At 70.5% G+C, this 22,139-nt stretch carries 19 protein-coding genes and 4 pseudogenes; 17 read left to right on the top strand and 6 right to left on the bottom strand.

The features are described 5' to 3' along the window. Positions 1-27: 27 nt before the first annotated feature. Positions 28-1,071 carry a PfkB family carbohydrate kinase gene (locus GA0070607_RS01165; protein WP_089021570.1) on the bottom strand — a complete coding sequence of 348 codons (1,044 nt, stop codon included), beginning with the start codon at positions 1,069-1,071 and terminating at the stop codon, positions 28-30. Positions 1,072-1,360: 289 nt separating this feature from the next. Here GA0070607_RS01165 and GA0070607_RS01160 point away from each other — a divergent pair, with 289 nt between their 5' ends. The 9 genes from GA0070607_RS01160 to GA0070607_RS01120 all read left to right on the top strand — a co-directional run bounded on the left by GA0070607_RS01160 (position 1,361) and on the right by GA0070607_RS01120 (position 11,773). Continuing rightward, on the top strand, positions 1,361-2,113 hold the full coding sequence (locus tag GA0070607_RS01160) for a DeoR/GlpR family DNA-binding transcription regulator (RefSeq protein ID WP_089016497.1): 753 nt from the start codon (positions 1,361-1,363) through the stop codon (positions 2,111-2,113). Then, positions 2,110-3,453, top strand: coding sequence for a 6-phospho-beta-glucosidase (locus tag GA0070607_RS01155; RefSeq protein ID WP_089016496.1), 1,344 nt, complete (start codon positions 2,110-2,112; stop codon positions 3,451-3,453). Before GA0070607_RS01160 ends, GA0070607_RS01155 begins: the two co-directional genes overlap by 4 nt. 26 nt (positions 3,454-3,479) lie before the next feature. Continuing rightward, positions 3,480-4,385 carry a TIM barrel protein gene (locus GA0070607_RS01150; protein ID WP_089016495.1) on the top strand — a complete coding sequence of 302 codons (906 nt, stop codon included), beginning with the start codon at positions 3,480-3,482 and terminating at the stop codon, positions 4,383-4,385. Positions 4,386-4,389: 4 nt separating this feature from the next. Next, positions 4,390-5,436: a 5-dehydro-2-deoxygluconokinase gene (gene iolC / locus GA0070607_RS01145; RefSeq protein WP_089016494.1), complete on the top strand. Its 1,047-nt coding sequence runs from the start codon at positions 4,390-4,392 to the stop codon at positions 5,434-5,436. Next, positions 5,433-6,332 carry a Cgl0159 family (beta/alpha)8-fold protein gene (locus GA0070607_RS01140; protein WP_089016493.1) on the top strand — a complete coding sequence of 300 codons (900 nt, stop codon included), beginning with the start codon at positions 5,433-5,435 and terminating at the stop codon, positions 6,330-6,332. The genes iolC and GA0070607_RS01140 overlap by 4 nt, the downstream gene beginning before the upstream one ends. After that, positions 6,329-7,249 carry a 5-deoxy-glucuronate isomerase gene (gene iolB / locus GA0070607_RS01135; RefSeq protein WP_231930731.1) on the top strand — a complete coding sequence of 307 codons (921 nt, stop codon included), beginning with the start codon at positions 6,329-6,331 and terminating at the stop codon, positions 7,247-7,249. The genes GA0070607_RS01140 and iolB overlap by 4 nt, the downstream gene beginning before the upstream one ends. Beyond that, positions 7,246-9,192 (top strand): 3D-(3,5/4)-trihydroxycyclohexane-1,2-dione acylhydrolase (decyclizing), encoded by a 1,947-nt coding sequence (iolD, locus tag GA0070607_RS01130; RefSeq protein WP_089016492.1) that lies wholly within the window; start codon positions 7,246-7,248, stop codon positions 9,190-9,192. The genes iolB and iolD overlap by 4 nt, the downstream gene beginning before the upstream one ends. Continuing rightward, entirely contained in the window at positions 9,189-10,214 is a 1,026-nt protein-coding gene (locus GA0070607_RS01125; protein ID WP_089016491.1) for a Gfo/Idh/MocA family protein, read from the top strand. The genes iolD and GA0070607_RS01125 overlap by 4 nt, the downstream gene beginning before the upstream one ends. A gap of 86 nt (positions 10,215-10,300) precedes the next feature. Further along, the gene (locus tag GA0070607_RS01120) at positions 10,301-11,773 is read left to right on the top strand and encodes a CoA-acylating methylmalonate-semialdehyde dehydrogenase (protein ID WP_456299232.1); all 1,473 of its coding nucleotides are present in this window, start codon (positions 10,301-10,303) and stop codon (positions 11,771-11,773) included. Positions 11,774-12,316: 543 nt separating this feature from the next. On the opposite strand, the gene GA0070607_RS01115 is transcribed toward GA0070607_RS01120, so the two are convergent. Next, complete coding sequence (locus GA0070607_RS01115) at positions 12,317-12,817, bottom strand: site-specific integrase (protein WP_089016489.1); 501 nt, start codon at positions 12,815-12,817, stop codon at positions 12,317-12,319. 231 nt (positions 12,818-13,048) lie between these two features. Next, a complete protein-coding gene (locus GA0070607_RS01110) occupies positions 13,049-13,306 on the bottom strand; it encodes a hypothetical protein (protein WP_089016488.1) in 258 nt (85 codons plus the stop codon). Positions 13,307-14,057: 751 nt separating this feature from the next. Here GA0070607_RS01110 and GA0070607_RS01105 point away from each other — a divergent pair. After that, entirely contained in the window at positions 14,058-14,852 is a 795-nt protein-coding gene (locus tag GA0070607_RS01105; RefSeq protein WP_089016487.1) for a class I SAM-dependent methyltransferase, read from the top strand. 44 nt (positions 14,853-14,896) lie between these two features. Here GA0070607_RS01105 and GA0070607_RS32220 read toward each other — a convergent pair whose 3' ends face one another. Next, positions 14,897-15,292, bottom strand: coding sequence for a hypothetical protein (locus GA0070607_RS32220; protein ID WP_157743058.1), 396 nt, complete (start codon positions 15,290-15,292; stop codon positions 14,897-14,899). A gap of 227 nt (positions 15,293-15,519) precedes the next feature. Then, positions 15,520-16,389, bottom strand: a pseudogene (locus GA0070607_RS01100) (replication initiator); the annotation flags it as partial. Between the two features lie 539 nt (positions 16,390-16,928). Here GA0070607_RS01100 and GA0070607_RS01095 point away from each other — a divergent pair. The 6 genes and pseudogenes from GA0070607_RS01095 to GA0070607_RS01070 form a co-directional block, all read left to right on the top strand. Next, positions 16,929-17,561: a hypothetical protein gene (locus tag GA0070607_RS01095; protein ID WP_157743057.1), complete on the top strand. Its 633-nt coding sequence runs from the start codon at positions 16,929-16,931 to the stop codon at positions 17,559-17,561. Positions 17,562-17,762: 201 nt separating this feature from the next. Next, positions 17,763-18,582 (top strand): annotated as a pseudogene (locus tag GA0070607_RS01090) (IS5 family transposase). 47 nt (positions 18,583-18,629) lie between these two features. Then, positions 18,630-19,483 (top strand): IS5 family transposase gene (locus GA0070607_RS01085; RefSeq protein ID WP_157743056.1). Its coding sequence is split into 2 segments (ribosomal slippage): positions 18,630-19,020 and positions 19,020-19,483, totalling 855 coding nucleotides; the frame shifts between segments, so codons are not numbered across the junction. A 94-nt stretch (positions 19,484-19,577) separates the two neighbouring features. Then, the gene (locus tag GA0070607_RS01080) at positions 19,578-20,603 is read left to right on the top strand and encodes a hypothetical protein (RefSeq protein WP_089016485.1); all 1,026 of its coding nucleotides are present in this window, start codon (positions 19,578-19,580) and stop codon (positions 20,601-20,603) included. A 68-nt stretch (positions 20,604-20,671) separates the two neighbouring features. Next, a complete protein-coding gene (locus GA0070607_RS01075; protein ID WP_331716442.1) occupies positions 20,672-21,037 on the top strand; it encodes an alcohol dehydrogenase catalytic domain-containing protein in 366 nt (121 codons plus the stop codon). A 13-nt stretch (positions 21,038-21,050) separates the two neighbouring features. Further along, positions 21,051-21,328, top strand: a pseudogene (locus GA0070607_RS01070) (transposase); the annotation flags it as partial. Between the two features lie 340 nt (positions 21,329-21,668). Here GA0070607_RS01070 and GA0070607_RS33140 read toward each other — a convergent pair. After that, positions 21,669-21,800: pseudogene (locus GA0070607_RS33140) on the bottom strand (site-specific integrase); the annotation flags it as partial. Between GA0070607_RS33140 and GA0070607_RS32685 the strand changes: the two are divergent. After that, entirely contained in the window at positions 21,754-22,059 is a 306-nt protein-coding gene (locus tag GA0070607_RS32685; RefSeq protein WP_172898956.1) for an NUDIX hydrolase, read from the top strand. The pseudogene GA0070607_RS33140 and the gene GA0070607_RS32685 sit on opposite strands and share 47 nt — an antisense overlap. The last annotated feature ends 80 nt before the right edge of the window (positions 22,060-22,139 follow it).

The raw sequence follows: 22,139 nt of genomic DNA, 5'->3' as shown, positions 1-22,139 counted from the left end.
CAAGGCGATATGAGGGGATTCATATTTCTACGCGGTGTCCAGGTCCGAGTAGCGTGCCAACGTCGCAAGGGCGCGGCGGACCTCGCACACCGGCCCTGCCGGGAGCAGGTCGGGGAGGAAACCGTACCGGGTGACCAGTTCCTGGGCTGCCGAATCACCGGCGGCGGCGCGGTCGGCGGTGGCGCGCCACCAGTCCGTCAGGTCGCCCCAGCCGGGCGCGGCCAGCGAGCCGCCGAAGTGCTGCACGGCGAGGCCGGCGCACAGGCCGGCGAAGAGCAGTCGCTCCCGCAACGGCCAGCCGGCGACCGTGCCGAGCACGAGCCCGGCGCCGAAGACGTCGCCCGCCCCGGTGGGGTCCAGCGCGAGGGTGGGCAGCGGTGGGACCCGCGCCTCCTCGCCGGTGCTGGAGTCGATCGCCATCGACCCCTCGGAGCCGAGGGTCACCACGGCCAGCGGCACCCAGTCGGCGATGGCACGAAGCGCCGCCTCGGGGGTGTCGGCGTGGGTGTACGACATGGCCTCGACCGCGTTGGGGATGAAGGCGTGGCAGCCGCCGAGCTGGTCGGCGAGTGCCGGGTTCCAGGTGCCGGAGGGATCCCAGCCGACGTCGGCGAAGACCATGGCCCCGTCGGCGCTGGCCTGATGTGCCCAGCCGGGCAGTTCGACGTCGCCGGACGCGTCGCCGAGGCTGGCCACGACGGCACGGGACCGGGGCGGCTTGCTGATCAGCTCGTCGACCGGGATGGGCAGGTCGTGACCATGGGTGACCATGCTGCGGTCGCGGTCGACGGACATCGAGACGGTGACCGGGGTGTGCCAGTGGGTGAAGCGCCGCGAACCGGTCAGGTCCACCTTCTCCTGGCCCAAAGTGCGCCAGCAGAAGTCCCCGTAGGCGTCGTCGCCGAAGCCGGCAGCCAGCCCCGTTCGCAGACCGAGCCGGGCCGCGGCCACCGCCAGATTGGCGATGCCGCCAGGCGCCGATCCCATGCCGGACGCCCAGACCTCGGTGCCCGCCGAGGGCGCGTCAGGCAGCCCGGTGAAGATGATGTCGAGAAAGACCGTGCCGGACATGAACACGTCAATGGCGCCGGGGTCCTGCCGCCGCTCGGCGCCCAGTGGATCCCAGCGGGGTTTGTCTGATGCGGACGGAGGAGTGTCGGCGCCTCCGCGTGGTGCCCTGCTCACTTCTGCTCACTTCCGGACAAGTTTGACTAGCTGGCTACATCGCCTGGATGTCCTGTGCATGTTGCTCCGCCGAACGCCAATAGGCAAGCCCCTGTTCTGCGCGAATTTGCGTGAAGGTGATGCTTGCTGCGCGTTGTTGGTTGTCCGCTGCGTGGGGCAGTGCTAGCTTCTACCCGTGCTTCCAGTCAGTCGACACGAGCAGATCGTCCGCCGAGTCCGATCCTCGGGAGCCGTATCGGTCTCCTCGCTCGCCGCTGACCTGGGAGTCAGCGCATCAACCATCCGCCGGGACCTCCAGGTGCTCAACGCACACGGCGCGTTGCGGCGCATCCGTGGCGGCGCGGGCAGTGTGCAGGTCGAGGAGGTGCCCTTCGTCGAGGTCGCAGCGGTCGCAACGGACGAGAAGGAAGCGGTGGCGCGATGCGCCGCCGAGATGGTCTCCGACGGTGAAGTTCTGCTGCTCGACATCGGCACCACCACGGCCCGACTCGCCCGACACCTGCGCGGCCGGAGGATCACCGTCATCACCAGCAGCCTGGCCGTCGTCGACGAACTCCGCGACGACGAAGCGGTCGAACTGTTGGTGCTCGGCGGCATCCTCCGCCGCAACTATCTGTCCATGGTGGGCATGCTGACCGAGGACGCGTTGCGCCAACTCCGCGCGCACCGGCTCTTCCTCGGCACCAGCGGCATCCGGCCGGACGGCCAGATCATGGACACAACGCTGGTGGAGGTTCCGGTCAAGAGAGCCATGATCGCAGCGGCTGAGCAGACGGTGGTCGTCGCCGACCGGGGCAAGTTCCCCGGATCGGGGCTCCTCCAGGTCTGCGGCCCCGAGGAGGTCGATGTGATCATCACGAACGACGACGTAGATTCCGCGACCCTGGCCGTCTTCGCCAAGGCCGATACGGAGGTCATCCAAGCATGAAACTGACCATCCTGGGCGGTGGCGGCTTCCGGGTACCGCTCATCTATCAGCAACTCCTGACGCAGGAAGACGGGCCGGACGTCCGCGAGGTCGTGCTCTACGACCTGGCGAGCCACCGGCTGAACGCCGTGCACGCGGTGCTCGACCAGTTGGCGGCCGGCCGGACGGACGCCCCGAAGGTACGCACGGCGACCGATCTGGACGAGGCGCTGGACGGCGCCGACTTCGTCTTCTCGGCAATCCGGGTGGACGGTCTCGCCGGCCGGACGGTGGACGAGCGGGTCGCGCTCGACCTCGGCATCCTCGGCCAGGAGACGACCGGGCCAGGCGGGCTCGCGTACGCGCTGCGGACCATTCCGGTCTGCCTGGACATCGCCGACCGGGTGGCCCGCCACGCGCCGAACGCCTGGGTCATCAACTTCACCAACCCGGCCGGCATGGTCACCGAGGCGATGCGTCGCCGGCTGGGTGACCGCGTGATCGGCATCTGCGACTCGCCCATCGGGCTCGGCGTCCGCGCCGCCCGGGTGCTGGGCGTGGACCAGCGCCGGGTGGCGCTGGACTACGTCGGCCTCAACCACCTCGGCTGGCTGCGTGGGCTGCGAGTGGACGGCGTGGACCGGCTGCCCGAACTGCTGGCCGACGACACGCTGCTCAGTCAGATGGAGGAGGCCCGCCTGCTGGGCCTGGAGTGGGTCCGGTCGCTGGGCGCCATCCCGAACGAGTACCTCTACTACTACTACTACAACCGGGACGCGGTCAGCTCCATCAAGGACGCGGCCACCACCCGGGGCGAGTTCCTCCACCAGCAGCAGGACCAGTTCTACGCAGAGGTGGCCGGCAAGCCCGACACCGCCCTGGAGATCTGGACCCGCACCCGGGCCGAGCGGGAAGCCACCTACATGGCGGAGAGCCGCGACAGCAGCGGCGCCGGGGAGCGGGAGCAGGAGGACATCGCCGAAGGCGGCTATCAGAAGGTCGCCCTCGATCTGATGGCGGGCATCGTCGGCGGGCATGCCTCGACGATGATCCTCAACGTGCGCAACGGCTCCGCCGTCCCGGGGCTGCCCGCCGACGCGGTGGTCGAGGTGCCCTGCCTGGTGGACGGGACCGGCGCCCGGCCGTTCGCGACGGAGCCGCTGCAGGGCCACATGCTCGGGCTCGTGCAGCAGGTCAAGGCGGTGGAGCAGTTGACCATCGAGGCCGCTGCCAGCGGGTCGGCATCCCTGGCGGTCAAGGCGCTGGCGCTGCACCCGCTGGTCGACTCCGTGACCACCGCACGGCGGCTGCTCGCCGGCTACCGGGAGCGGCTGCCAGGGCTGGCGGACGTGCTGCGGTGACCGGCATCCCTCGGAAGGAAGAGTCGATGACACAACCGTCGACGCTGGCCGCTCGGGTCGCCGGAGCGCCCATCTCATGGGGCGTCTGCGAGGTGCCGGGGTGGGGCTACCAGCTCGACCCTGAGACAGTGCTCCGACAGATGCGTGAGCTGGGCCTGGTGGCCACCGAGTTCGGCCCGGACGGGTTCCTCCCGGACGACCCGGTCGGCAAGACGGCCACCCTCACCCGGCACGGCCTCACCGCGGTCGGTCAGTTCGTGCCCGTGGTGCTGCACGACCCGGGCCACGACCCGGTACCCGAGGTGTCCCGGGCGATCGTCGGCCTGGTCGCCGCGCAGGCGTCCACGGTGGTGCTCGCCGCCGCGACCGGCACCGACGGCTACGACAACCGGCCGACCCTCGACGACGCCAGCTGGGCCACCCTGCTGGGCAACCTCGACCGGATCGACGCCCTGGCCGCCCAGTACGGCCTGGTGGCGACGCTGCACCCGCACGTCGGCACGATGGTGGAGACCGGCGCCGAGACCGACCGGGTGCTCGCCGGCAGCCGGATCGGGCTCTGCCTGGACACCGGTCATCTGCTCGTCGGCGGGGGCGACCCGGTCGCCGTGGCCCGCGAGCATCCCCGGCGGATCGCGCACGTGCATCTCAAGGACGTGCGGGCCGAGTGGGCCGAGCGGGTACGCGCCGGCGAGGTCACCTACAGCGAGGCGGTGGCGCGCGGCATGTACGCGCCGCTCGGCGGGGGCGACGTCGATGTGCGGGCCATCGTCACCGCGCTGGAGCACGCCGGCTACCAGGGCTGGTACGTGCTCGAACAGGACACCGTGCTGACCGGCCCGCCCGAGGGCGAGACCGGTCCGGTGGCGGACGTCCAGGCCAGCATCGCCTACCTGCTCGACGTGGCCGGGTCGATCCCGAAGGGACGCTGACGGGATGGGAGCCTCGGTGATCGACGGCCGGCCGGATGCCGGGCCGTCGGCGTATGACCTGGTGGCCGTGGGCCGGTGCGGCGTGGACGTCTACCCACTGGACCACGGCGTGGGCCTGGAGGACGTCACCCGGTTCGAGAAGTTCCTCGGCGGCAGCGCGACAAACGTGACGGTGGCCGCCTCCCGGCACGGCCGGCATTCGGCGATCATCACCCGGACCGGGGATGACCCGTTCGGTCGCTACGTCCGGAAGGAGCTGCGCCGGCTCGGTGTCGACGACCGGTTCGTCAGCGCCGTGCCCGGGCCGCCCACGCCGGTCACCTTCTGCGAGGTCTTCCCGCCGGACGACTTCCCGCTCTACTTCTACCGTTATCCGATCGCCCCGGACCTGCTGATCGAGGCGGACGAGTTGCCGTTCGACGCGATCCGCACGGCCCGGGTCTTCTGGGCCACCGTCACTGGCCTGTCCCAGGAGCCGTCCCGCGCCGCCCACTTCGCGGCGTGGCAGGCCCGCGGCCGTCGCTCGCACACCGTGCTGGACCTCGACTACCGGCCGATGTTCTGGCCCGACCCGGCCGAGGCCACCGAGCAGGTGCGCCTGGCGCTCGACCACGTCACCGTCGCCGTCGGCAACCGCGAGGAGTGCGCCGTGGCGGTCGGCGAGACCGACCCGCACCGCGCGGCGGACGCCCTGCTCGACCGCGGCGTGGAGTTGGCGGTCGTGAAGCAGGGGCCGAAGGGCGTGCTGGCCGCGACGGCGACCGAGCGGGTCGAGGTGCCGCCGTTTCCGGTACGGGTGATGAACGGGTTGGGGGCCGGTGACGCCTTCGGCGGGGCGTTGGTCCACGGCCTGCTCAGCGGCTGGGACCTGCCCCGGATCCTGCGGTTCGCCAACGCGGCAGGCGCGATCGTGGCCGGCCGGCTGGAGTGCTCCACCGCGATGCCGACCGACGCCGATGTCGAGGCGGTGCTCGCCGCGGGCACCACCGACCTGGGCGGCGCGGCAGTCGCAACGGTCCCGGCCGGGGCCGGGAAGGAGATCCCGCAATGACGCTGGCACGGCGGCGGTTGCAGACCGCCGAGCTGACCGAGATCCGGGTACGCGAGCCGCGGCGGATCACCGACGGCTGGCGGAGCCGGAGCCGGCGCGAGCTGGTCGGCGCGGACGGGCGGCTGCTGATCGTGGCCGCGGACCACCCGGCGCGCGGCGCGCTCGGCGTCCGTGGCGACGGGCTCGCCATGGCCTCCCGGGCCGACCTGCTGGACCGGCTTGTCGTCGCGCTGTCCCGGCCGGGCGTCGACGGGGTGCTCGGCACCCCGGACATCCTCGACGACCTGCTGCTGCTCGGCGCGCTGGAGGACAAGGTCGTCGTCGGTTCGATGAACCGGGGCGGTCTGCAGGGTGCGGCATTCGAGTTCGACGACCGGTTCACCGCCTACACCGCCGAGGAGATCGCCGCCCGGCGGCTCGACGGCGGCAAGATGCTCGTCCGCATCTGCCTGGACGATCCCGCCACCGCGGCCACCCTGGAGGCCAGCGCCCACGCGGTCACCGGGCTCGCCGGGCACGAGGTGATGGCGATGGTCGAGCCCTTCCTCTCGGTCCGCGACGGCAACCGGGTGCGCAACCTGCTCGATCCCGACTCGACCATCCGCGCCATCCAGATCGCCACGGGGCTCGGCGTGACCAGCCGGCACACCTGGCTGAAACTGCCGGTCGTGGCCGAGTTGCCCCGGGTCATGGCCGCCACCACGCTGCCCACGCTGCTGCTCGGTGGCGACCCGAGCGGCCCGGCGGACGAGACGTACGCGAGCTGGGCGGCAGCGCTCGACCTGCCCAGCGTGCGGGGCCTCGTGGTGGGGCGGGCACTGCTCTACCCACCGGACGGAGACGTGGCGGCAGCGGTGGACACCGCCGCCGCGCTGGTGCACGGAGGTGGGCGGTGACCGGGGACGACGCGCGCTGGGTCTGGCCGGACGGAAGCGCCATGGAGGGCGGCTTCCGGGTGTCCATCACCGACGCCACCCCCGGGTGGCGGCACACCAGCCTCCGGGTGGCCGAGCTGGCCCCCGGCGAGCAGGTGGCGGTCGACCTCGGCGAGACCGAGGTCGTCGTCGTGCCGCTGCGGGGCGGCTGCGCCGTGTCCGCGGTGGACGGCGACGGCGAGCGCCACGAGGCCGAGCTAACCGGCCGGGCGGACGTCTTCGCCGGGCCCACCGACGTGGCGTACGTCCCACGCGGCAGCCGGCTCACCGTACGCAACGACGGTTCGGGCCCGGCCCGGGTGGCGCTCTGCGGGGCGACCGCCACCAAGCGGGCCACCACCCCGCCGTTCCGCCACCTGGCCGCTGCCAACGTCCCCGTCGAGCTGCGCGGCGCCGGTACGGCGTCCCGGCTGGTGCGCAACTTCGGCGTACCGGACGTCCTCGACGCCGACTCGATCATCGCCTGCGAGGTGATCACCCCCGCCGGCAACTGGAGTTCCTACCCGCCGCACAAGCACGACGAGGAGCGGCCCGGCGCGGAGACCGAGTTGGAGGAGATCTACTACTTCGAGCTCCGGACGGACGACGCCGACGGCTCCGGTGACCCGATCGCCTACCAGCGGGTCTACGGCACCGCCGAACGTCCGCTGGACGTGCTGGCGGAGGTGCGTACCGGTGACGTGGTGCTGGTGCCGCACGGCTGGCACGGGCCGGCGATGGCCCCGCCCGGCTACGACCTCTACTACCTGAACGTGATGGCCGGCCCCGGCGCGACCCGGGCCTGGCTGATCTGCGACGACCCGGCCCACGGCTGGGTCCGGGGCACCTGGGACGGACAGTCCGTCGATCCTCGACTGGCCAGCGGAGGCTACCGATGACGACCAGCGCCGGCACGGTTCGGCTGACCGTGGGTCAGGCCGTGGTGCGTTTCCTCGCCAACCAGTGGACCGAGCGGGACGGTGAGCGGCATCGGCTCTTCGCCGGCTGCCTGGGCATCTTCGGGCACGGCAACGTGGCCGGACTCGGCCAGGCGCTGCTCCAGGACGAGCTGGCCGACGGCCCGGACCGGCTGCCGTACGTGCTGGTCCGCAACGAGCAGGCGATGGTGCACACGGCGGTGGCGTTCGCCCGGCACCGGGACCGGCTGACCACCTGGGCGTGCACCGCGTCGGTCGGCCCCGGCTCGACCAACATGCTCACCGGCGCGGCGCTGGCCACCGTGAACCGGATCCCGGTGCTGCTCCTGCCCTCCGGCACCTTCGCCACCCGGGTGGCCCGGCCGGTGCTGCAGGAGATCGAGATGCCGGAGACCGGCGACCGTACGGTCAACGACGCCTTCCGCCCGCTGTCCCGGTTCTTCGACCGGGTCGACCGGCCGGAGCATCTGCCGACGGCCCTGCTCGGCGCAATGCGGGTGCTCACCGACCCGGTCCAGACCGGGGCGGTCACCATCGAACTGCCGCAGGACGTGCAGGCCGAGGCGTACGACTGGCCGGTCGATCTGTTTGCGCCGCGCACCTGGCGTGTGCCGCGACCGCCAGCGGAACCGGACCTCATCGAGCGGGCCGCGGCGCTGATCCGGTCGGCCCGCCGGCCGCTGGTGGTGGCCGGCGGCGGCGTGCACTACTCCGGTGCCGAGGCCGCGCTTCGCGCCTTCTGCGACGCCACCGGCATCCCGGTGGCGGAGACCCAGGCCGGCAAGGGTGCGCTGCCGCACGGGCATCCGCAGGCCATGGGGGCGGTCGGCTCCACCGGCACCACGGCGGCCAACGCGCTGGCCCGCACGGCCGACCTGGTGATCGGTGCCGGCACCCGGTACAGCGACTTCACCACCGCCTCGCGCACCGCCTTCCAGGAGGCGGGGGTGCGGTTCGTCAACATCAACGTCGCCCGGTTCGACGCCGGCAAGCTCGCCGGCCTGCCGGTGGTGGCCGATGCCCACGCGGCGCTCACCGCGCTGCACGAGGCGCTCGCCGGGTACGAGGTCGCACCGGAGTACCGAGTCGAGCAGGCGGAGCTGTTCCGCGCCTGGGACGCCCAGGTGGAGGCGACGTACCACCCGTCGCCGGAGGTGACCGAGCGGTTGGCCGCCGGCGTACTGACCCAGGGCGCCGTGCTGGGCTGCGTCAACGAGCTCTCCGACCCACGGGACGTGGTGGTCTGCGCCGCCGGCTCGATGCCCGGCGACCTGCACAAGTTGTGGCGGGTGCGGGACCCGAAGGGCTACCACGTCGAGTACGGCTACTCCTGCATGGGCTATGAGATCCCTGGTGGTCTCGGGGTGCGGCTGGCCGACCCGGACCGGGACGTCTTCGTCCTGGTGGGCGACGGCTCATACCTGATGATGCCGACCGAGCTGGTCACCGCCGTGCAGGAGCGGATCAAGGTCATCGTCGTGCTGGTGCAGAACCACGGCTTCGGATCGATCGGCTCGCTCTCCGAGTCGCTCGGCTCGCAGCGTTTCGGCACCGGCTACCGCTACCGCGACGCGGCCAGCGGGCGGCTGGACGGCACCCGGCTGCCGGTGGACCTCGCGGCCAACGCGCGCAGCCTCGGCGCGACGGTGATCGAGGTGCACGACCGGGCCGGCCTGGAGCAGGCGATCAAGGACGCCAAAGCGGCGCCCGCCGACGGCGGCCCGATCGTGATCCACGTGGAGACCGACCCGCTGGTCCACGCACCGGGTAGCGAGTCCTGGTGGGACGTCCCAGTCAGCCAGGTCAGCGATCTCGACTCCACCCGCCGGGCGTACGACGAGTACATCGAGAAGAAGGCGGCGCAGCGGGCACTGCTGACGCCGATCGAGGAGGTCGACGGATGACGGAGCGTCCGCTGCGGGTGGGCGTCATCGGTGTGGGGACCATGGGCACCGACCACGCCGACCGGCTGGCCACCCGGATCTCCGGCGCGGAGCTGGTTGCCGTCGCCGACGCCGACAGTGCGCGGGCCGCTGAGGTGGCCGCGCGCTATCCGGGCGTGCGCGCCATCGCCAATCCGCTCGACCTGATCGCCGACGACGCCGTGGAGGCGGTGCTCATCGCCTCGCCCGGCTTCGCGCACGAGGAGCAGGTCCTCGCCTGCCTGGCGCACGGCAAGTTCTCCCTTTGCGAGAAGCCGCTGACCATGGACAGCGCCGCCGCGCTGCGCCTGGTCGAGGTCGAGCGGGACAAGGCCGGGCGACCGCTGGTCCAGGTCGGCTTCATGCGCCGGTTCGATCCCGAGTACGCCGAGCTGCGGCGGCTGCTCGACGACGGCGAGCTCGGCCGGCTGCTGCTCGTGCACAATATCCACCGGAACAGGACCTCGCCGGCCTGGTTCCGCGACTCGGCGGCGATCGTCAACGACTCTCTCGTTCACGAGGTGGACGTCTGCCGGTGGCTGTTCGACGCCGAGATCGAGACCGTCACGCTGCTCACGCCGACCCCGAGTGGTCGAGCCCCCGAGGGCCTCCGCGACCCGCAGGTGGCCATCTTCCAGATGGCGGGCGGTGGCGTGGCCACCACCGAGGTCTTCGTCAACTCGCAGGTCGGCTACGAGGTGCGGTGCGAGGCGGTGGCCGAGTTGGGCAGCGCCACCATCGGCCTGGGCCAGGAGATGCTGGTCCGGCGGGGGAACGCCTACGCGGGCCGGATCCCGGACGACTACCGCCAACGCTTCGCCCGCGCGTACGACATCGAGGTCCAGGAGTGGGCCCGGGCCTGCCGCCGTGGCCAGGTGGCCGGCCCGACCACCTGGGACGGCTACGCCGCCAGCGTGGTCTGCGAGGCCGGCGTGGCCTCGCTCGCCACCGGCCAGCCGGTCCGGGTCGAGCTCGCCGACCGCGCCGAGATCCTCCGGCCGTGAGGTCCGGTCGGGGCCCCGCCCCGACGGCCTTCTGTCCCACCCAGAAACAAAGGAGCGTGAGCACCGTGCCAACCCGGATCACCCACCTGATCGGCGGCCACGACTGGACCGGTGTGCCTGACCGGACCGGCGAGGTCTACAACCCCGCGTCGGGCGCGGTCACCGGTCAGGTCGACCTCGCCTCGGCCGAACTCGTGGCCGAGGTGGCCGCCAAGGCGGCGACCGCCGCCCGGAGTTGGGCCGACACGTCGCTGGCCCGCCGCACCCGGGTGCTGTTCGCCTTCCGGGAGCTGCTCAACCAGCGCAAGGAGGAGATCGCCGCGCTGATCACCGCCGAGCACGGCAAGGTGCTCGACGACGCGCTGGGCGAGGTCACCCGGGGGCTGGAGGTCGCCGAGTTCGCCTGCGGCATCCCGCACCTCCTGCAGGGCGGGTACACCGAGGGCGCGTCGACGAACGTGGACGTGTACTCGATCCGGCAGTCGCTCGGCGTGGTGGCGGTGATCTCGCCGTTCAACTTCCCGGCCATGGTCCCGCTCTGGTTCGTGCCGATCGCCATCGCCTGCGGGAACGCGGTCATCCTCAAGCCCAGCGAGAAGGATCCCTCGGCGGCGGTGGCCATGGCCCGGCTGTGGACCGAGGCGGGCCTGCCGGACGGCGTGATGAACGTGATGCACGGCGACAAGGAGGCCGTCGACGCGTTGTTGACGAGCCCCGACGTGGCGGCCGTGTCGTTCGTCGGCTCCACTCCGATCGCCCGGTACGTGTACGAGATGGCCACCGCGCACGGCAAGCGGGTCCAGGCGCTGGGCGGCGCGAAGAACCACATGCTGGTGCTGCCCGACGCCGATCTCGACCTGGTCGCCGACGCGGCGGTGAATGCCGGCTTCGGTTCGGCCGGCGAGCGGTGCATGGCGATCTCGGCCCTGGTCGCCGTGGAGCCGGTCGCCGACGAGCTGATCGCCAAGATCAAGGAGCGGATGGGCGGCCTGTGCACCGGAGACGGCACCAAGGGCTGCGACATGGGTCCGCTGGTCACCGCCGCGCACCGGGACAAGGTCGCCGGCTACGTGCGGGCCGGGGTCGAGGCCGGCGCCAGCCTTGTGGTGGACGGTCGGACCGGCCCCTTCGACGGCGACGAGGGTGGGTTCTGGCTGGGCCCCACCCTCTTCGACCACGTCACCCCGGAGATGTCGATCTACCGTGAGGAGATCTTCGGCCCGGTGCTGTCGGTGCTCCGGGTGCCGTCGTACGACGCGGGGCTCGACCTGATCAACGCGAACCCGTACGGCAACGGGACCGCGATCTTCACGAACGACGGCGGCGCGGCCCGGCGCTTCCAGCACGAGGTGCAGGTCGGGATGGTCGGCATCAACGTGCCCATCCCGGTCCCGGTGGCGTACTACTCGTTCGGTGGCTGGAAGCACAGCCTCTTCGGGGACACCCACGCGCACGGCATGGACGGAGTCCGGTTCTTCACTCGGGGCAAGGTGGTCACCTCCCGCTGGCTCGACCCGAGCCACGGGGGCCTGAACCTCGGCTTCCCGCAGAACGCCTGATCCACGCCGCCGGGGCGCCCTCGGCGGGTGCGCCGCTTCGGGTCCGATGGGCCTCCCACCTCCCACCGGACCCGAGGTTTCACGGGCAGCCCAGGCCGGCGTCTCGGGCGCGCACGATGGCCGCCGCGCGTCGGCCACTCGCAGCTTGGCGAAGATGTCGGAGACGTTGTTGCGGGGTACCGACCGCGGCGTGCAGCCGATGACGACGAAACGCCACCACCGCGAAATGCACCATCCGGTACCCGAGGTGAGTGCTGTAGACCGAGGGCCAGGCCCGGGTCAGGACGCCGGGCGTTCGATCCAGGCCGTCCAGTAGGCATGTGTGCGTATGGTTCGGCTGGCCCCACCGACACAAACTTTCACTGGATCGCCTTGGCTCGGGGCCGGCGGCAATGGACTCCTTTACTTGGCTGAGTAAGCTGGTGGTCGACCTGGGAGAACGTGCTTGAGCACGTCGCTGAGGCCGTCAACTACTGGGGGTCAAGGGGTCGTCGGTTCGAATCCGGCCGTCCCGACAGAGTTTCGGCAGGGCTGGGCCTTGATTCACTTCGGTGAGTCGAGGCCTTCTTGCTGTTCCGTCTCACAAATGCTCACGTACGCCCGCATTGCTGAATTCTCGGGTGTGGGAGTCACCCGAACAGGCCTGATTCGAGGTGCTCGGCCGCCACTTTCAGGTGGCTGCTGTCGGGGTGGACGTACACCCCGTTTGGCGAGTGTGCCGCCGTCGGCGTGGCCGGCCCAGGCCGCCAGCACGACGTTGGGCACTCCGGCGCCGGCGAGGGAGGCCAGGCAGGCGTGCCGCGAGTCGTACGGCCGGACCTTGCGGACTTCGACCTTGGTCATCAGCTCGTACACCCGGCGGCGGAGCCAGTCGGTGCGCTGCGGTTGGCCGAGTTCGTTGATCAGGACGTAGCCGCTGTCGACGTAGGCGTTGCCGGCCTTCAGACGTTCCTTCTTCTGGAGGGTGTGGAACGCCTTGAGCGCCTTCGTTACCGTCGCGGGCATCGGCAGGTCGCCTTTGCCGGCCGCCGATTTGGCTTCCATCTCTCGATTTCACCGTCGACGAGCGTCCGGTTGTTCTCCCCGGCCGCGATCGTGCCGGCCTCGAAGTCGACATCGGACCAGCGCAGCCCGCACACCTCGGTCGGCCGGAGACCCATCGGCGACAGCAGGCAGACGGCGTAGAGGCGACCTAGATCTTGCAGCCGGCCCGGTCGGTGCCGGCGCAGGAGACGGCGGACGCGGATGCGGACAGCGGCAGCCGGGAGTCGGCGATCACCGCTTCTCTGCCGAGCTGCCGCGCGATCTGCTCCGCCAGGTCCTCGATCGGCGGCTCTGTTCCGCCTCCGCCGCGCTGCGGTGCCGGTCGACGCGTTGCGTGAGTTCCGGCTCCCGGCCCTGGGCCGACCACCGCCGGAGGTTCGGCACGGCGGTGGCCGGGTCGCTCCAGGTGCGTTCGGCGCTCCCGCAGGCCGGATCGCCCACGACCCCGGCCGGCGGGTCGGTCAGGACCAGCCGGCCGAGGTCGAACACCGGCCGGTCGTCGGCCGGCTCGTCGTCGCGCGGGGAACCAGGCGGTGGCGGTGACAGCGAATACCGCGGTCACCGCCACGATAACCCAGCGGGCGGTCCTGATCACTTCCGGAGTTTCACCTGGACGGCGCCAGGTGTCAGATACAGATCCAGCAACTTGGCCCGAATCGCGTAGTCGACGTCGTTCGGGCTCAATTCGTCCGGTGCGATCCGGTGGCTCAGATCGATGCCGATCTGCGTGGCGTTGATGTCGCCCCCGTCGTTGGTGCCGAGTGCGGTGACAGTCGGTCGGCCGACGGGATGCCCGCGGCCTTCGACAAGCCCAATAGGGGCGCCGGCATATTAGCCATGAATGGCGCTCACGGTAGCGCAACGCTGACGAATGTGACCATCACCAACTCGGCCTGTCGGTAATATCGTGCGAGAACCAGGATCGGGCTTTGTGATCATGGGCGGTTAGCCCGTTGCCAATCGCTCGGACATGAACGCCTACCTGAGGTTTGGTGGTTGAACCGACCAGCCATGTGGCGTGTTCCCGGTCGAACCCGACCGGGAACACGCTCCTGGCTGGTCGTACCGAGGTCATCGGGACGACTACTACCGGTGGGTCGTGCGGGACGATCTTGCTGGGCGGCTGAGCCGCGGTTCTCACCTGGCCGGCGTCGAAGGGGCGGCGCGGGAGACGGGCCAGGGCTTGAACTCTGGCTGACACATCGCCCGGACGGGCCCGGTCAATTCATGGAGGAGCGAGATGGACGGAGCGGATCTGGACTGCTGGTCCGCCGTCGCCGCAGGCTGGGCCGAGTTCTGGGGCGGGTTCCCCGAGCCCGCCTGGAGTGCCGTGGTCCAGGCGAGCGGGATCGGCCCGGGCTCGCGCGTGCTCGACGTGGGGTGCGGCAGCGGCGAACTCCTCGCGTACCTCGACCGGCTCGGCGCCTCGACGGCGGGCGTTGACCCGGCGCCCGGCATGGTCGAGGTCGCCCGCGCCCGGGCGACCGGGGCCGACATCCGGCTCGGCCGTGCTGAGCAGCTTCCCTGGCCGGACGGGGAGTTCGACCTGGTGACGTCGTTCAACGCCCTGCAATTTGCCGACGACATCCTTGACGCCCTCACCGAGTTCGTCCGCGTCGCGGCGCCCGGCGGCCTCGTCGCGATCTCCAACTGGGCCGAGGCCGCCCGCAACGACCTGAACACGATCGAGGACGCCGTCGCGTACGCCGCCGGCGAGCAGCCGCGACCCATCGGCGGACTATGGCAACCCGGTGGTCTCGGCGAGTTGCTCGGCGCCGGGGGTCTCGACGTCGTGTCCGCGGGGCTTGTCGAGGTCCCTTGGCACGCACCCGATGACGACGCGCTCGTCCGGGGCGTGCTGTTGGGCGAAGATCCAGCCACCATGGCTACCGCGGCACCCACGGTGATCGCCGCCGCCCGACGGTTCCGGACCCCGCCCGGGGGCTACCGCCTCGTCAACGCGTTTCGGTACGCCGTCGGGCGTACGCCGGGCGACGCTGTCGAGTCGAGGATCGGCACGATGGGGGAGGCCTGAGCGGTGCTGTCCTCGACCCCGGCTTGGTGCCCCGGTGGCCGGCGCTACCAGCCGCGCAGTCGTGGCCAGACCGTGCGGACCGTCCGCGTGCCGGGCTCGCGTACCTGATAAACGTGGTGCTGTGCGGCCGTCGCGCACGCGTGGTCGGCAGCACCTGCACCTGCGTGCCGACCGAAGGTCGGGTAGGCCGCGTTGTGCTTCAAAATGGCTTCGGAGTAGGCGATGATCAACGGCTTGGGTAATCCACGAAGGGCCGCCGTTATCTGCTCCACTGCCCACGGTCCCCGCGCCTCCGGCTCTGGTGGCACCTCGCCGGTCCATGACACGTAGTGCATCTGCGCGCCGCGCATCCGTGCCGCATCAGCGGCGAACAACTGGTGGGGAACGTGCCAGCAGCCACCGCTGCCCGGAATGACTAACACCGTCCGCTGCGTCGTCATGTCATCCTCTCCGCAGCTAAACCCTGCCAACCAGCCTCGCCGGGCTTCGTCGGATCTTCGCCAACGGCAACCTACCCGGTGCCCCAGTTGGCCCGTGCCCCTTGCGTGCCCGATTGCACGGGCGTCGAGGGTCAGCGGCGGTCAGCTCCTGGACGTTCCGGTCAGCATCGCGGCGCAGCTCAAGCCAGGTCATTGCCGTGCGGCTTCCGGCGTGTCCCGGCTTTGTGGACGCCGTCGAGGCGCACCAGGGCGTGGAAGTACACCGCCCCTCGTGCCTGAAACTCGGCCACCTTGCCGTGCGACAGCCGAACCGGCGGAACCTTGCGGATGTTGCCGGAGGCGGTGAGGACGTGGACGCGGGGGATGCCCCGGCGGCGGGCAACCTTGGCGAGGTGGCGTTCCGCAGCTTGCTTGGTGCGGTGCCACAACTCCCCGGAGAACAGGTTCCACACGACCTGGTGGGTGTGGTCGTAGCAGTTCAGGCACAACGGCTGCCCGAGCACCTGGTCCCCGGACTCATGGCGTGCCCCGCAGACCGCCGGCCGGCCGTGGGGGCAGAGGCCGGTGTCGCGGCGGGCGTGACATGGATCGGCCCGGCAGTCGCAGCGGCGGCGGTTGCCGCAGGTGTGTCGCTTGACCGTCCGGGTGTGCACGGTGCCGAAGGAGGGGGCGGTGAAGGTGGCGAACACCGCCGGGTGCCGAGCGACCGTCTCGGGGACGCCTTTGCCGCCGATGAGGCCGGCTCGGAGGAGTTGGTAGGCGTCGCGTTGGTAGGTGTGGGCGCAGGCGGGGCAGACGGTAGCGCGTCGGTTGCCGCAGGCGGTGTAGATCGCGGCGTTGGGCATCGCGTCGGTGTGCCGGGCGTCGAGGACGCGGCCGGTGCCCTGTTCGACGGTGAGGAGTTGGCCGGCGAGGCGGATGGGACGTGTGCAGCCAGCTGCGGCGCGAACGTGCTCCAGCCACCCGAAGTAGTCGGGTTGGGTGGCGCGTGCGAAGGCGGAGCCTTCGGCGGTGTAGTCGTAGACGGGGATGGTGTCGGCGTTCAAGGCGGCCCTTGACGGGCCGCACGCGCGGCCGCCAGGGCGCGCGGCTTGCACTCCGCTGCCGCTCCGCTCCGGCCACGCAACACGCCCGGCGGCTGGCGCGGAGGCAGGGGAAGCCCAGAGGGCCGCCGCAGGACGACAGGAGCTTGACCGGGGAGATGGTGGGCCGGCAGCCGGCCGGGCCGCGCGGCCAGGACCCGCGCGGCGTGGAGAAGTGCACGCCGTCCGCGTCGGCGAGCTGCCGCCACTCGCGGGGTTGCGGTTAGAGCACCTCCGGCGGAGCGCTCCGGCTCCAGGATGGCCGGGGCTGCGTCGGCGAGTGCCGGGCCGTGGGTGGTTGCGGTAGGCCATCCCGCCTGCCATCGACCCGGGCGAGCCGAGCAGACCGCCGCCCGACCCGCCAGCGCCCGTACGAGCCGTCACGGTCCGCCCGTCGGGGCGGGCCGGGCGGCGGCCCGCTCCCCAGGAGGGCGGGTCGACGGCACACGGGGTGGCAGCGGGTCGTCAGGTTGTTGGCTGAAGCAGTCCGAGGTCGAGCAGGTTTGTCAGCGGTGGAATCTGTGCCCCTGCGGCCGGTCCTCCATAATCGGCGGATGGCTTGCGACTCCGCTGAGGGCGGGCAGCATGGCTTTACAGCGGGTTGGTGGCTCGCGGCCGCCGCCGTGATCCTGACAACGGTCGTTGCTGCGCGGTTCAACGCCGGACTTGCCGATTTTGTCAACGCGGATCCACAGGGCGCCGGTCAGGTACGAGAGGTGGAGCGCTTCGCTACCGGCCTGGTCTACACGTCGGGTCAGTCTGTTGGTCAGGTGATCGCGATGGTGTTTGGTGCATTCGTGCCGGTTGGCTGGCATTTTCGAATGGCGTTAATGAAGCGAGAGGAACACTCGGGCAAGATCCGTGGCGCGCTGTGGGGCGGGGTGGGCCTCGGACTGGGCAATGTTGCGACAGTATTGCTCATTGGTGTACTTGCCGGCGAGTGGTTGGTTCGGTCAGCAGTCCACCATGACTACTTCGACCCGAAACTGCTGGGGGACGTGGGCGTCGTCATGATGGTTCTGCTTGGCTTCGTCGGGTTCGTGGGGTGGTCGTTGGTCGGTGCGGTTCTCAAGCCCATGGCCGGCGAGGGACGCAGGGGTACAGCCATCCTGATTCTCTCGATGCTGGTGGCGCTGGCCCTCAACGGATTCGTGAACATTCAGCTGACGTTGATGATTCTGACTTGAACCAAGAGCATCAGGCGGTCCGCAAGCTGGCCGCGCCGGCCCGGCCCCGGTCTGCTGGCGACCTCCGGCCGGCCGCGCTTATGAGTTGCAGACCATGAAGACCTCGGGGCTCCGCCCCGAACCCCGACCCTCCTTAGAGGTCCTAACAAAATGATCTAGAGTCTTCCGTCCCTTGTAGATGGTGATCTACGGTGTTCGGCCGTGAGGCGTGGTGAGCAGCCTCCGTGGGTCGTGCCGGACGGGCTGTGGCAGCGCATCGAGCCGTTGCTGCCCAAGCCTGAGCGCAACCCGCGGTATCCAGGGCGTAAGCGGATCCCGGACCGCAAGGTCCTGTGCGGGATCCTGTTCGTGTTGCACACCGGTATCCAGTGGGAGTTCCTGCCCCAGGAACTGGGGTTCGGATCCGGGATGACCTGCTGGCGGCGCTTGCAGGAGTGGAACCGGGCCGGGGTGTGGCAGCGACTGCACGAGCTGCTGCTGGCCGAGCTGCAGGCCGCCGGGAAGTTGGACTGGTCCCGCGCGGTCATCGACTCCTCGCACGTGCGGGCGGCCAGACGTGGCCCAAAAGCGGCCCGAGCCCGGTCGACCGCGCCCGCCCGGGCTCGAAGCACCACGTCCTGACCGAGGGCGCCGGCATCCCCCTGGCGTGTCGCTGACCGGCGGCAACCGCCACGACGTCACCCAACTGCTCCCGCTGATCGACAAGATCCCACCGGTACGCGGTCGGCGCGGCCGCCCACGCCAGCGCCCCGACGCGTTGTTCGCCGACCGCGCGTACGACCACGACAAGTACCGCAAGGCAGTACGCGGCAAGGGCATCCGCCCACGGATCGCCCGCCGCGGCCAGCCCCACGGCTCCGGACTGGGCACCATCAGATGGGTCGTCGAGCGCACGATCGCCTGGTACCACGGCATGAAGCGCCTACGCATCCGCTGGGAACGCCGCGACGACATCCACGAAGCCTTCCTCACCCTCGCCACCTGCATCATCACGTACCGGCATGTCGTCCGACTTTGTTAGGACCTCTAAGAACTCCTAACAGAATGACCTAGGGGCGTTCGTCCTTGATGGACGGTCGACTAGAGTGCTCGGACGTGAGGAGGGGTGAGCAGCCGCCGTGGATCGTCTCGGACGAGTTGTGGGCAGAGATCGCGCCGTTGCTGCCACCTCGAGCACCACGTCGGCGTCGCTATCCCGGCCGTAAGCCGCTGGATGATCGCAAGGTGTTGTGCGGGATCTTGTTCGTGCTCTACACGGCGATCCCGTGGGAGCATCTGCCCCAGGAACTCGGCTTCGGGTCGGGGATGACCTGCTGGCGCAGGTTGCGGGACTGGAACGACGCCGGCGTGTGGCAGCAACTGCACGAAGTGCTCCTGGGCAAACTCCGGGCCGCCGGGCAGCTGGACATGTCCCGGGCGGTGATCGACGGCTCCCACGTCCGGGCGCTCAAGGGCGGCCCAAAACCGGCCCGAGCCCGGTCGACCGCCGCAAGCCAGGCTCGAAACACCACGTCATCACCGACGCGGGCGGCATCCCCCTCGCCGTCAGCCTGACCGGCGGCAACCGCCATGACGTCACCCAACTGATGCCCCTGCTCGACAAAGTCCCGCCGATCAAGGGCATCCGCGGCAGACCCCGGCAACGGCCCGACCGGATCCACGCAGACCGCGGCTACGACTACGACATCTACCGCCGCCAGCTACGAACCCGAGGCATCACACCCGTCATCGCCCGACGCGGCGTCGAGCACGGCTCAGGACTCGGCAGCCGACGCTGGGTCGTCGAGCAGACCATCGCCCTGCTGCACTGGTTCCGCCGCCTGCGGGTGCGGTGGGAGATCCGCGACGACATCCACGAAGCCTTCCTCACCCTCGCCTGCGCCATCATCTGCTGGCGCCGACTCCAACACTCAAAGAGTTAGGAGCTCTTAGCGGCAGTGGTGCCGAGGCCGGCGGCCTTCCCAACTCCGGCGGAACCGGCCCGGGGTGACGGAGAGCACCGCTAGCGTCGGGACCATGCCCGCCCGTCCGTCCCGCTGGTCGAGGCCGCTCCGGGTGCTGGAGGCGCCGACGTACCTGCAGGCGTTCGTCCTCTCCGGCGTGGTCACGGTGCTGGTCACCCGCGCCTTTCTCCAGGCGGCCGGCTATCCGCAACTCGGCGGCGGTGGGCTGCACATCGCGCACGTGCTCTGGGGTGGTGTCCTGATGACCGCCGGCCTGGGGGTCGCGCTGGTCTTCCTCGGTAGCGCGGCGCGGAGCCTCGGCGCGGTTCTGGGCGGGATCGGGTTCGGGCTGTTCATCGACGAGGTGGGCAAGTTCGTCACCGCCGGGACCGACTACCTCTACGCCCCGGCCGCCGGCATCATCTACAGCGCCTTCGCCCTGCTGGTGGTGATCACCCAGGCCCTCCGGGGGCAGGCCCGGCTCTCCGGCCCCGAGCGTACGGCGAACGCCCTGTACGGGGTGGTTGGTGGGCTCCGCACCGGCCTCACCGATGATCGTCGCGCGGCGGTCGCGCGGCTGGTCCGTGGGTGCGGTCCGGACATCGAGGAGGGGGTGGCCCGGCTGCTCGACGCGGTGCCTCGACGCGAGCCACCCGGCTCCCGGTTCTGGCAGCCGTGGCTCAGGTGGGCCCGCCGGGCCGTGGTCTGGGTGACCACCCACCGGTGGGTGGTGGCGCTGGTGGTGCTCTATCTGGTCGGCGAGCCGTTCGTGGTCGTGGGGAACGTCTTTCTGGACGCGGTCACCGGCCAGCTCGACGACCAGCGGGAATGGCGCGCGGTGCTCGGGATCTCGGCCTCGGCGCTGATCACCGTGGTGCTCAGCATCCGTGGGGCGTCGCTGCTGCCTCGCGACCGAGTGCGGGCCTTCCGGCTGTTCAAGCTCGCGCTCCTGGTGGACCTGCTGTTCGGGCAGATCTTCAGTTTCACCGTCAACCAGTTCGGGGCGCTCTCCGCGCTCGCGGTGGACCTCTTCCTGCTCGCCGTGGTGACCGCCGAGTACCGCCGGCTCTGCCGGCAGGCTCCGTCGCCCGGCCGATGACGTCCGCTGGCCATGGCGTCGGCGTGTGAGGATTCGGTTCATGCGTGCAGTGATCTTGGACGAGTTCGGTGCCCGACCCGAGGTCCGGGACGTCCCGGAGCCTGTCCCACCGTCTGGGGGCGCGGTCATCCGCGTCGAGGCGACCGGGTTGTGTCGCAGTGACTGGCAGGGCTGGCAGGGGCTGGCAGGGATACGATCCCGACGTCCGCCTGCCACACGTACCCGGCCACGAGCTCGCCGGCGTCGTCACGGAGGTCGGCGCCGGCATACGCGGCTGGCGGCGCGGCGACCGGGTCACCGCGCCCTTCGTCTGCGCATGTGGGCAGTGCCCGGCCTGCGTCGCGGGCGACCACACTCGTACTCAAAATCGGACCAGTCGATGTACCGGTCGTCGTTGTTCTCCACACGCCAGTAGGCGCCGGGCGCGTCGGTGAGGTCGTCGGCGCGGCGGTGATCCGCCTGTGGGACAACGCCTGGGCGGAATTCATCCCCTTCCTCTACTACGACGTGGAGATCCGCAAGTCATCTGCCCCGCGAACGCGATCGAATCGTTGAATGCTCGCTACCGGCGGGCGGTCAAGGCCCGCGGCCACTTCCCCAACGAGTAGGCCGCGTTGAAGTGTCTATATCTGGTGACCCGGTCCCTGAACCCCACCGGAGATGGCAGAACCCGATGGACGACGCGCTGGAAGGGCTGCCACAGATTCGGTCAGCGCATGCCGTAAGGCGGGCGCGACACAGTGGCAGGGCCAGCGGGGGCGATCAGACCCGGCGGGATTCTGTCTAGGACCCCCGTTTACCCCCCGATCGGGGACCGTGGTGACCCTGTCGGCCTGCCCCCGTTTACCCCCCGAAAACCCCTGCCTGCGATCGACAACCAGTGACAGGTAGCGATCATCGCCTGATCGTGTCTGTGCAGCTCAGCGCCCACTTCTGACAGTCAATGACAAGGTTGGCATCGCTACGGTTGGTAACAAGGGGTCGTCGGTTCGAATCCGGCCGTCCCGAGGCAGCTCAGAGGGCATATCAAATCGATGGATATGCCCTCTTTTCGCGTCTGAGTGTCTACCCTTCATCGTCGAAGATTTTGTCCATGGCGACGGCACCGGCCAGGAGCACGGGCCGGAGTTGGTGCCGGTAGACGCTCTCGGTGACGGCTGTGCCGGAGTGGCCGCAGAGGTCGACGATTTGCTCGATCCTCACGATCGACTGGGCACCCAGACCAGACGACGGCGACAAAGTCCTCCTCGTCTTCGACGGCCGCACCCTCTCCGCCGACCAGCTCTCAGCCGTCTCCTTCCGGGACGGTGAGATCGCGGAGTGGGCGTTCGTGGAAGACGGGCAGCTCGACGAGCTGACCATCTCGAGGCTCGCGCGTCGGCTCCGAGGCAGTATGCGGGCGCGGAAGCAAGGCTTTGCGTATCTCGAAGAGGGCGCCGATCCCGCCAAGCTTTGAGCGGGGCTTACGGCCAGGACGACCTGAGCACTTCCATCGCGGCGGGCGTGACGGCCAGCGAGTGCCCGCGCCAGTCGACC

This window comes from Micromonospora coriariae, from assembly GCF_900091455.1.
Classification (GTDB): Bacteria; Actinomycetota; Actinomycetes; order Mycobacteriales; family Micromonosporaceae; genus Micromonospora; species Micromonospora coriariae.
The sequence above is the reverse complement of the archived record's forward strand: the minus strand, read 5'-3'. Positions and strand labels throughout refer to the sequence as shown.

Coding starts and splice junctions, on each gene's coding strand:
- GA0070607_RS01105 (WP_089016487.1), top strand. CDS start 14,058: ATGGACGGAGCGGATCTGGACTGCTGGTCCGCCGTCGCCGCAGGCTGG.
- GA0070607_RS01125 (WP_089016491.1), top strand. CDS start 9,189: ATGACGGAGCGTCCGCTGCGGGTGGGCGTCATCGGTGTGGGGACCATG.
- GA0070607_RS01095 (WP_157743057.1), top strand. CDS start 16,929: ATGGCTTGCGACTCCGCTGAGGGCGGGCAGCATGGCTTTACAGCGGGT.
- iolC (WP_089016494.1), top strand. CDS start 4,390: ATGGGAGCCTCGGTGATCGACGGCCGGCCGGATGCCGGGCCGTCGGCG.
- GA0070607_RS01165 (WP_089021570.1), bottom strand. CDS start 1,071: ATGTCCGGCACGGTCTTTCTCGACATCATCTTCACCGGGCTGCCTGAC.
- GA0070607_RS32220 (WP_157743058.1), bottom strand. CDS start 15,292: ATGACGACGCAGCGGACGGTGTTAGTCATTCCGGGCAGCGGTGGCTGC.
- iolD (WP_089016492.1), top strand. CDS start 7,246: ATGACGACCAGCGCCGGCACGGTTCGGCTGACCGTGGGTCAGGCCGTG.
- GA0070607_RS01080 (WP_089016485.1), top strand. CDS start 19,578: ATGCCCGCCCGTCCGTCCCGCTGGTCGAGGCCGCTCCGGGTGCTGGAG.
- GA0070607_RS01150 (WP_089016495.1), top strand. CDS start 3,480: ATGACACAACCGTCGACGCTGGCCGCTCGGGTCGCCGGAGCGCCCATC.
- GA0070607_RS01155 (WP_089016496.1), top strand. CDS start 2,110: ATGAAACTGACCATCCTGGGCGGTGGCGGCTTCCGGGTACCGCTCATC.
- GA0070607_RS01140 (WP_089016493.1), top strand. CDS start 5,433: ATGACGCTGGCACGGCGGCGGTTGCAGACCGCCGAGCTGACCGAGATC.
- GA0070607_RS01115 (WP_089016489.1), bottom strand. CDS start 12,817: ATGGAAGCCAAATCGGCGGCCGGCAAAGGCGACCTGCCGATGCCCGCG.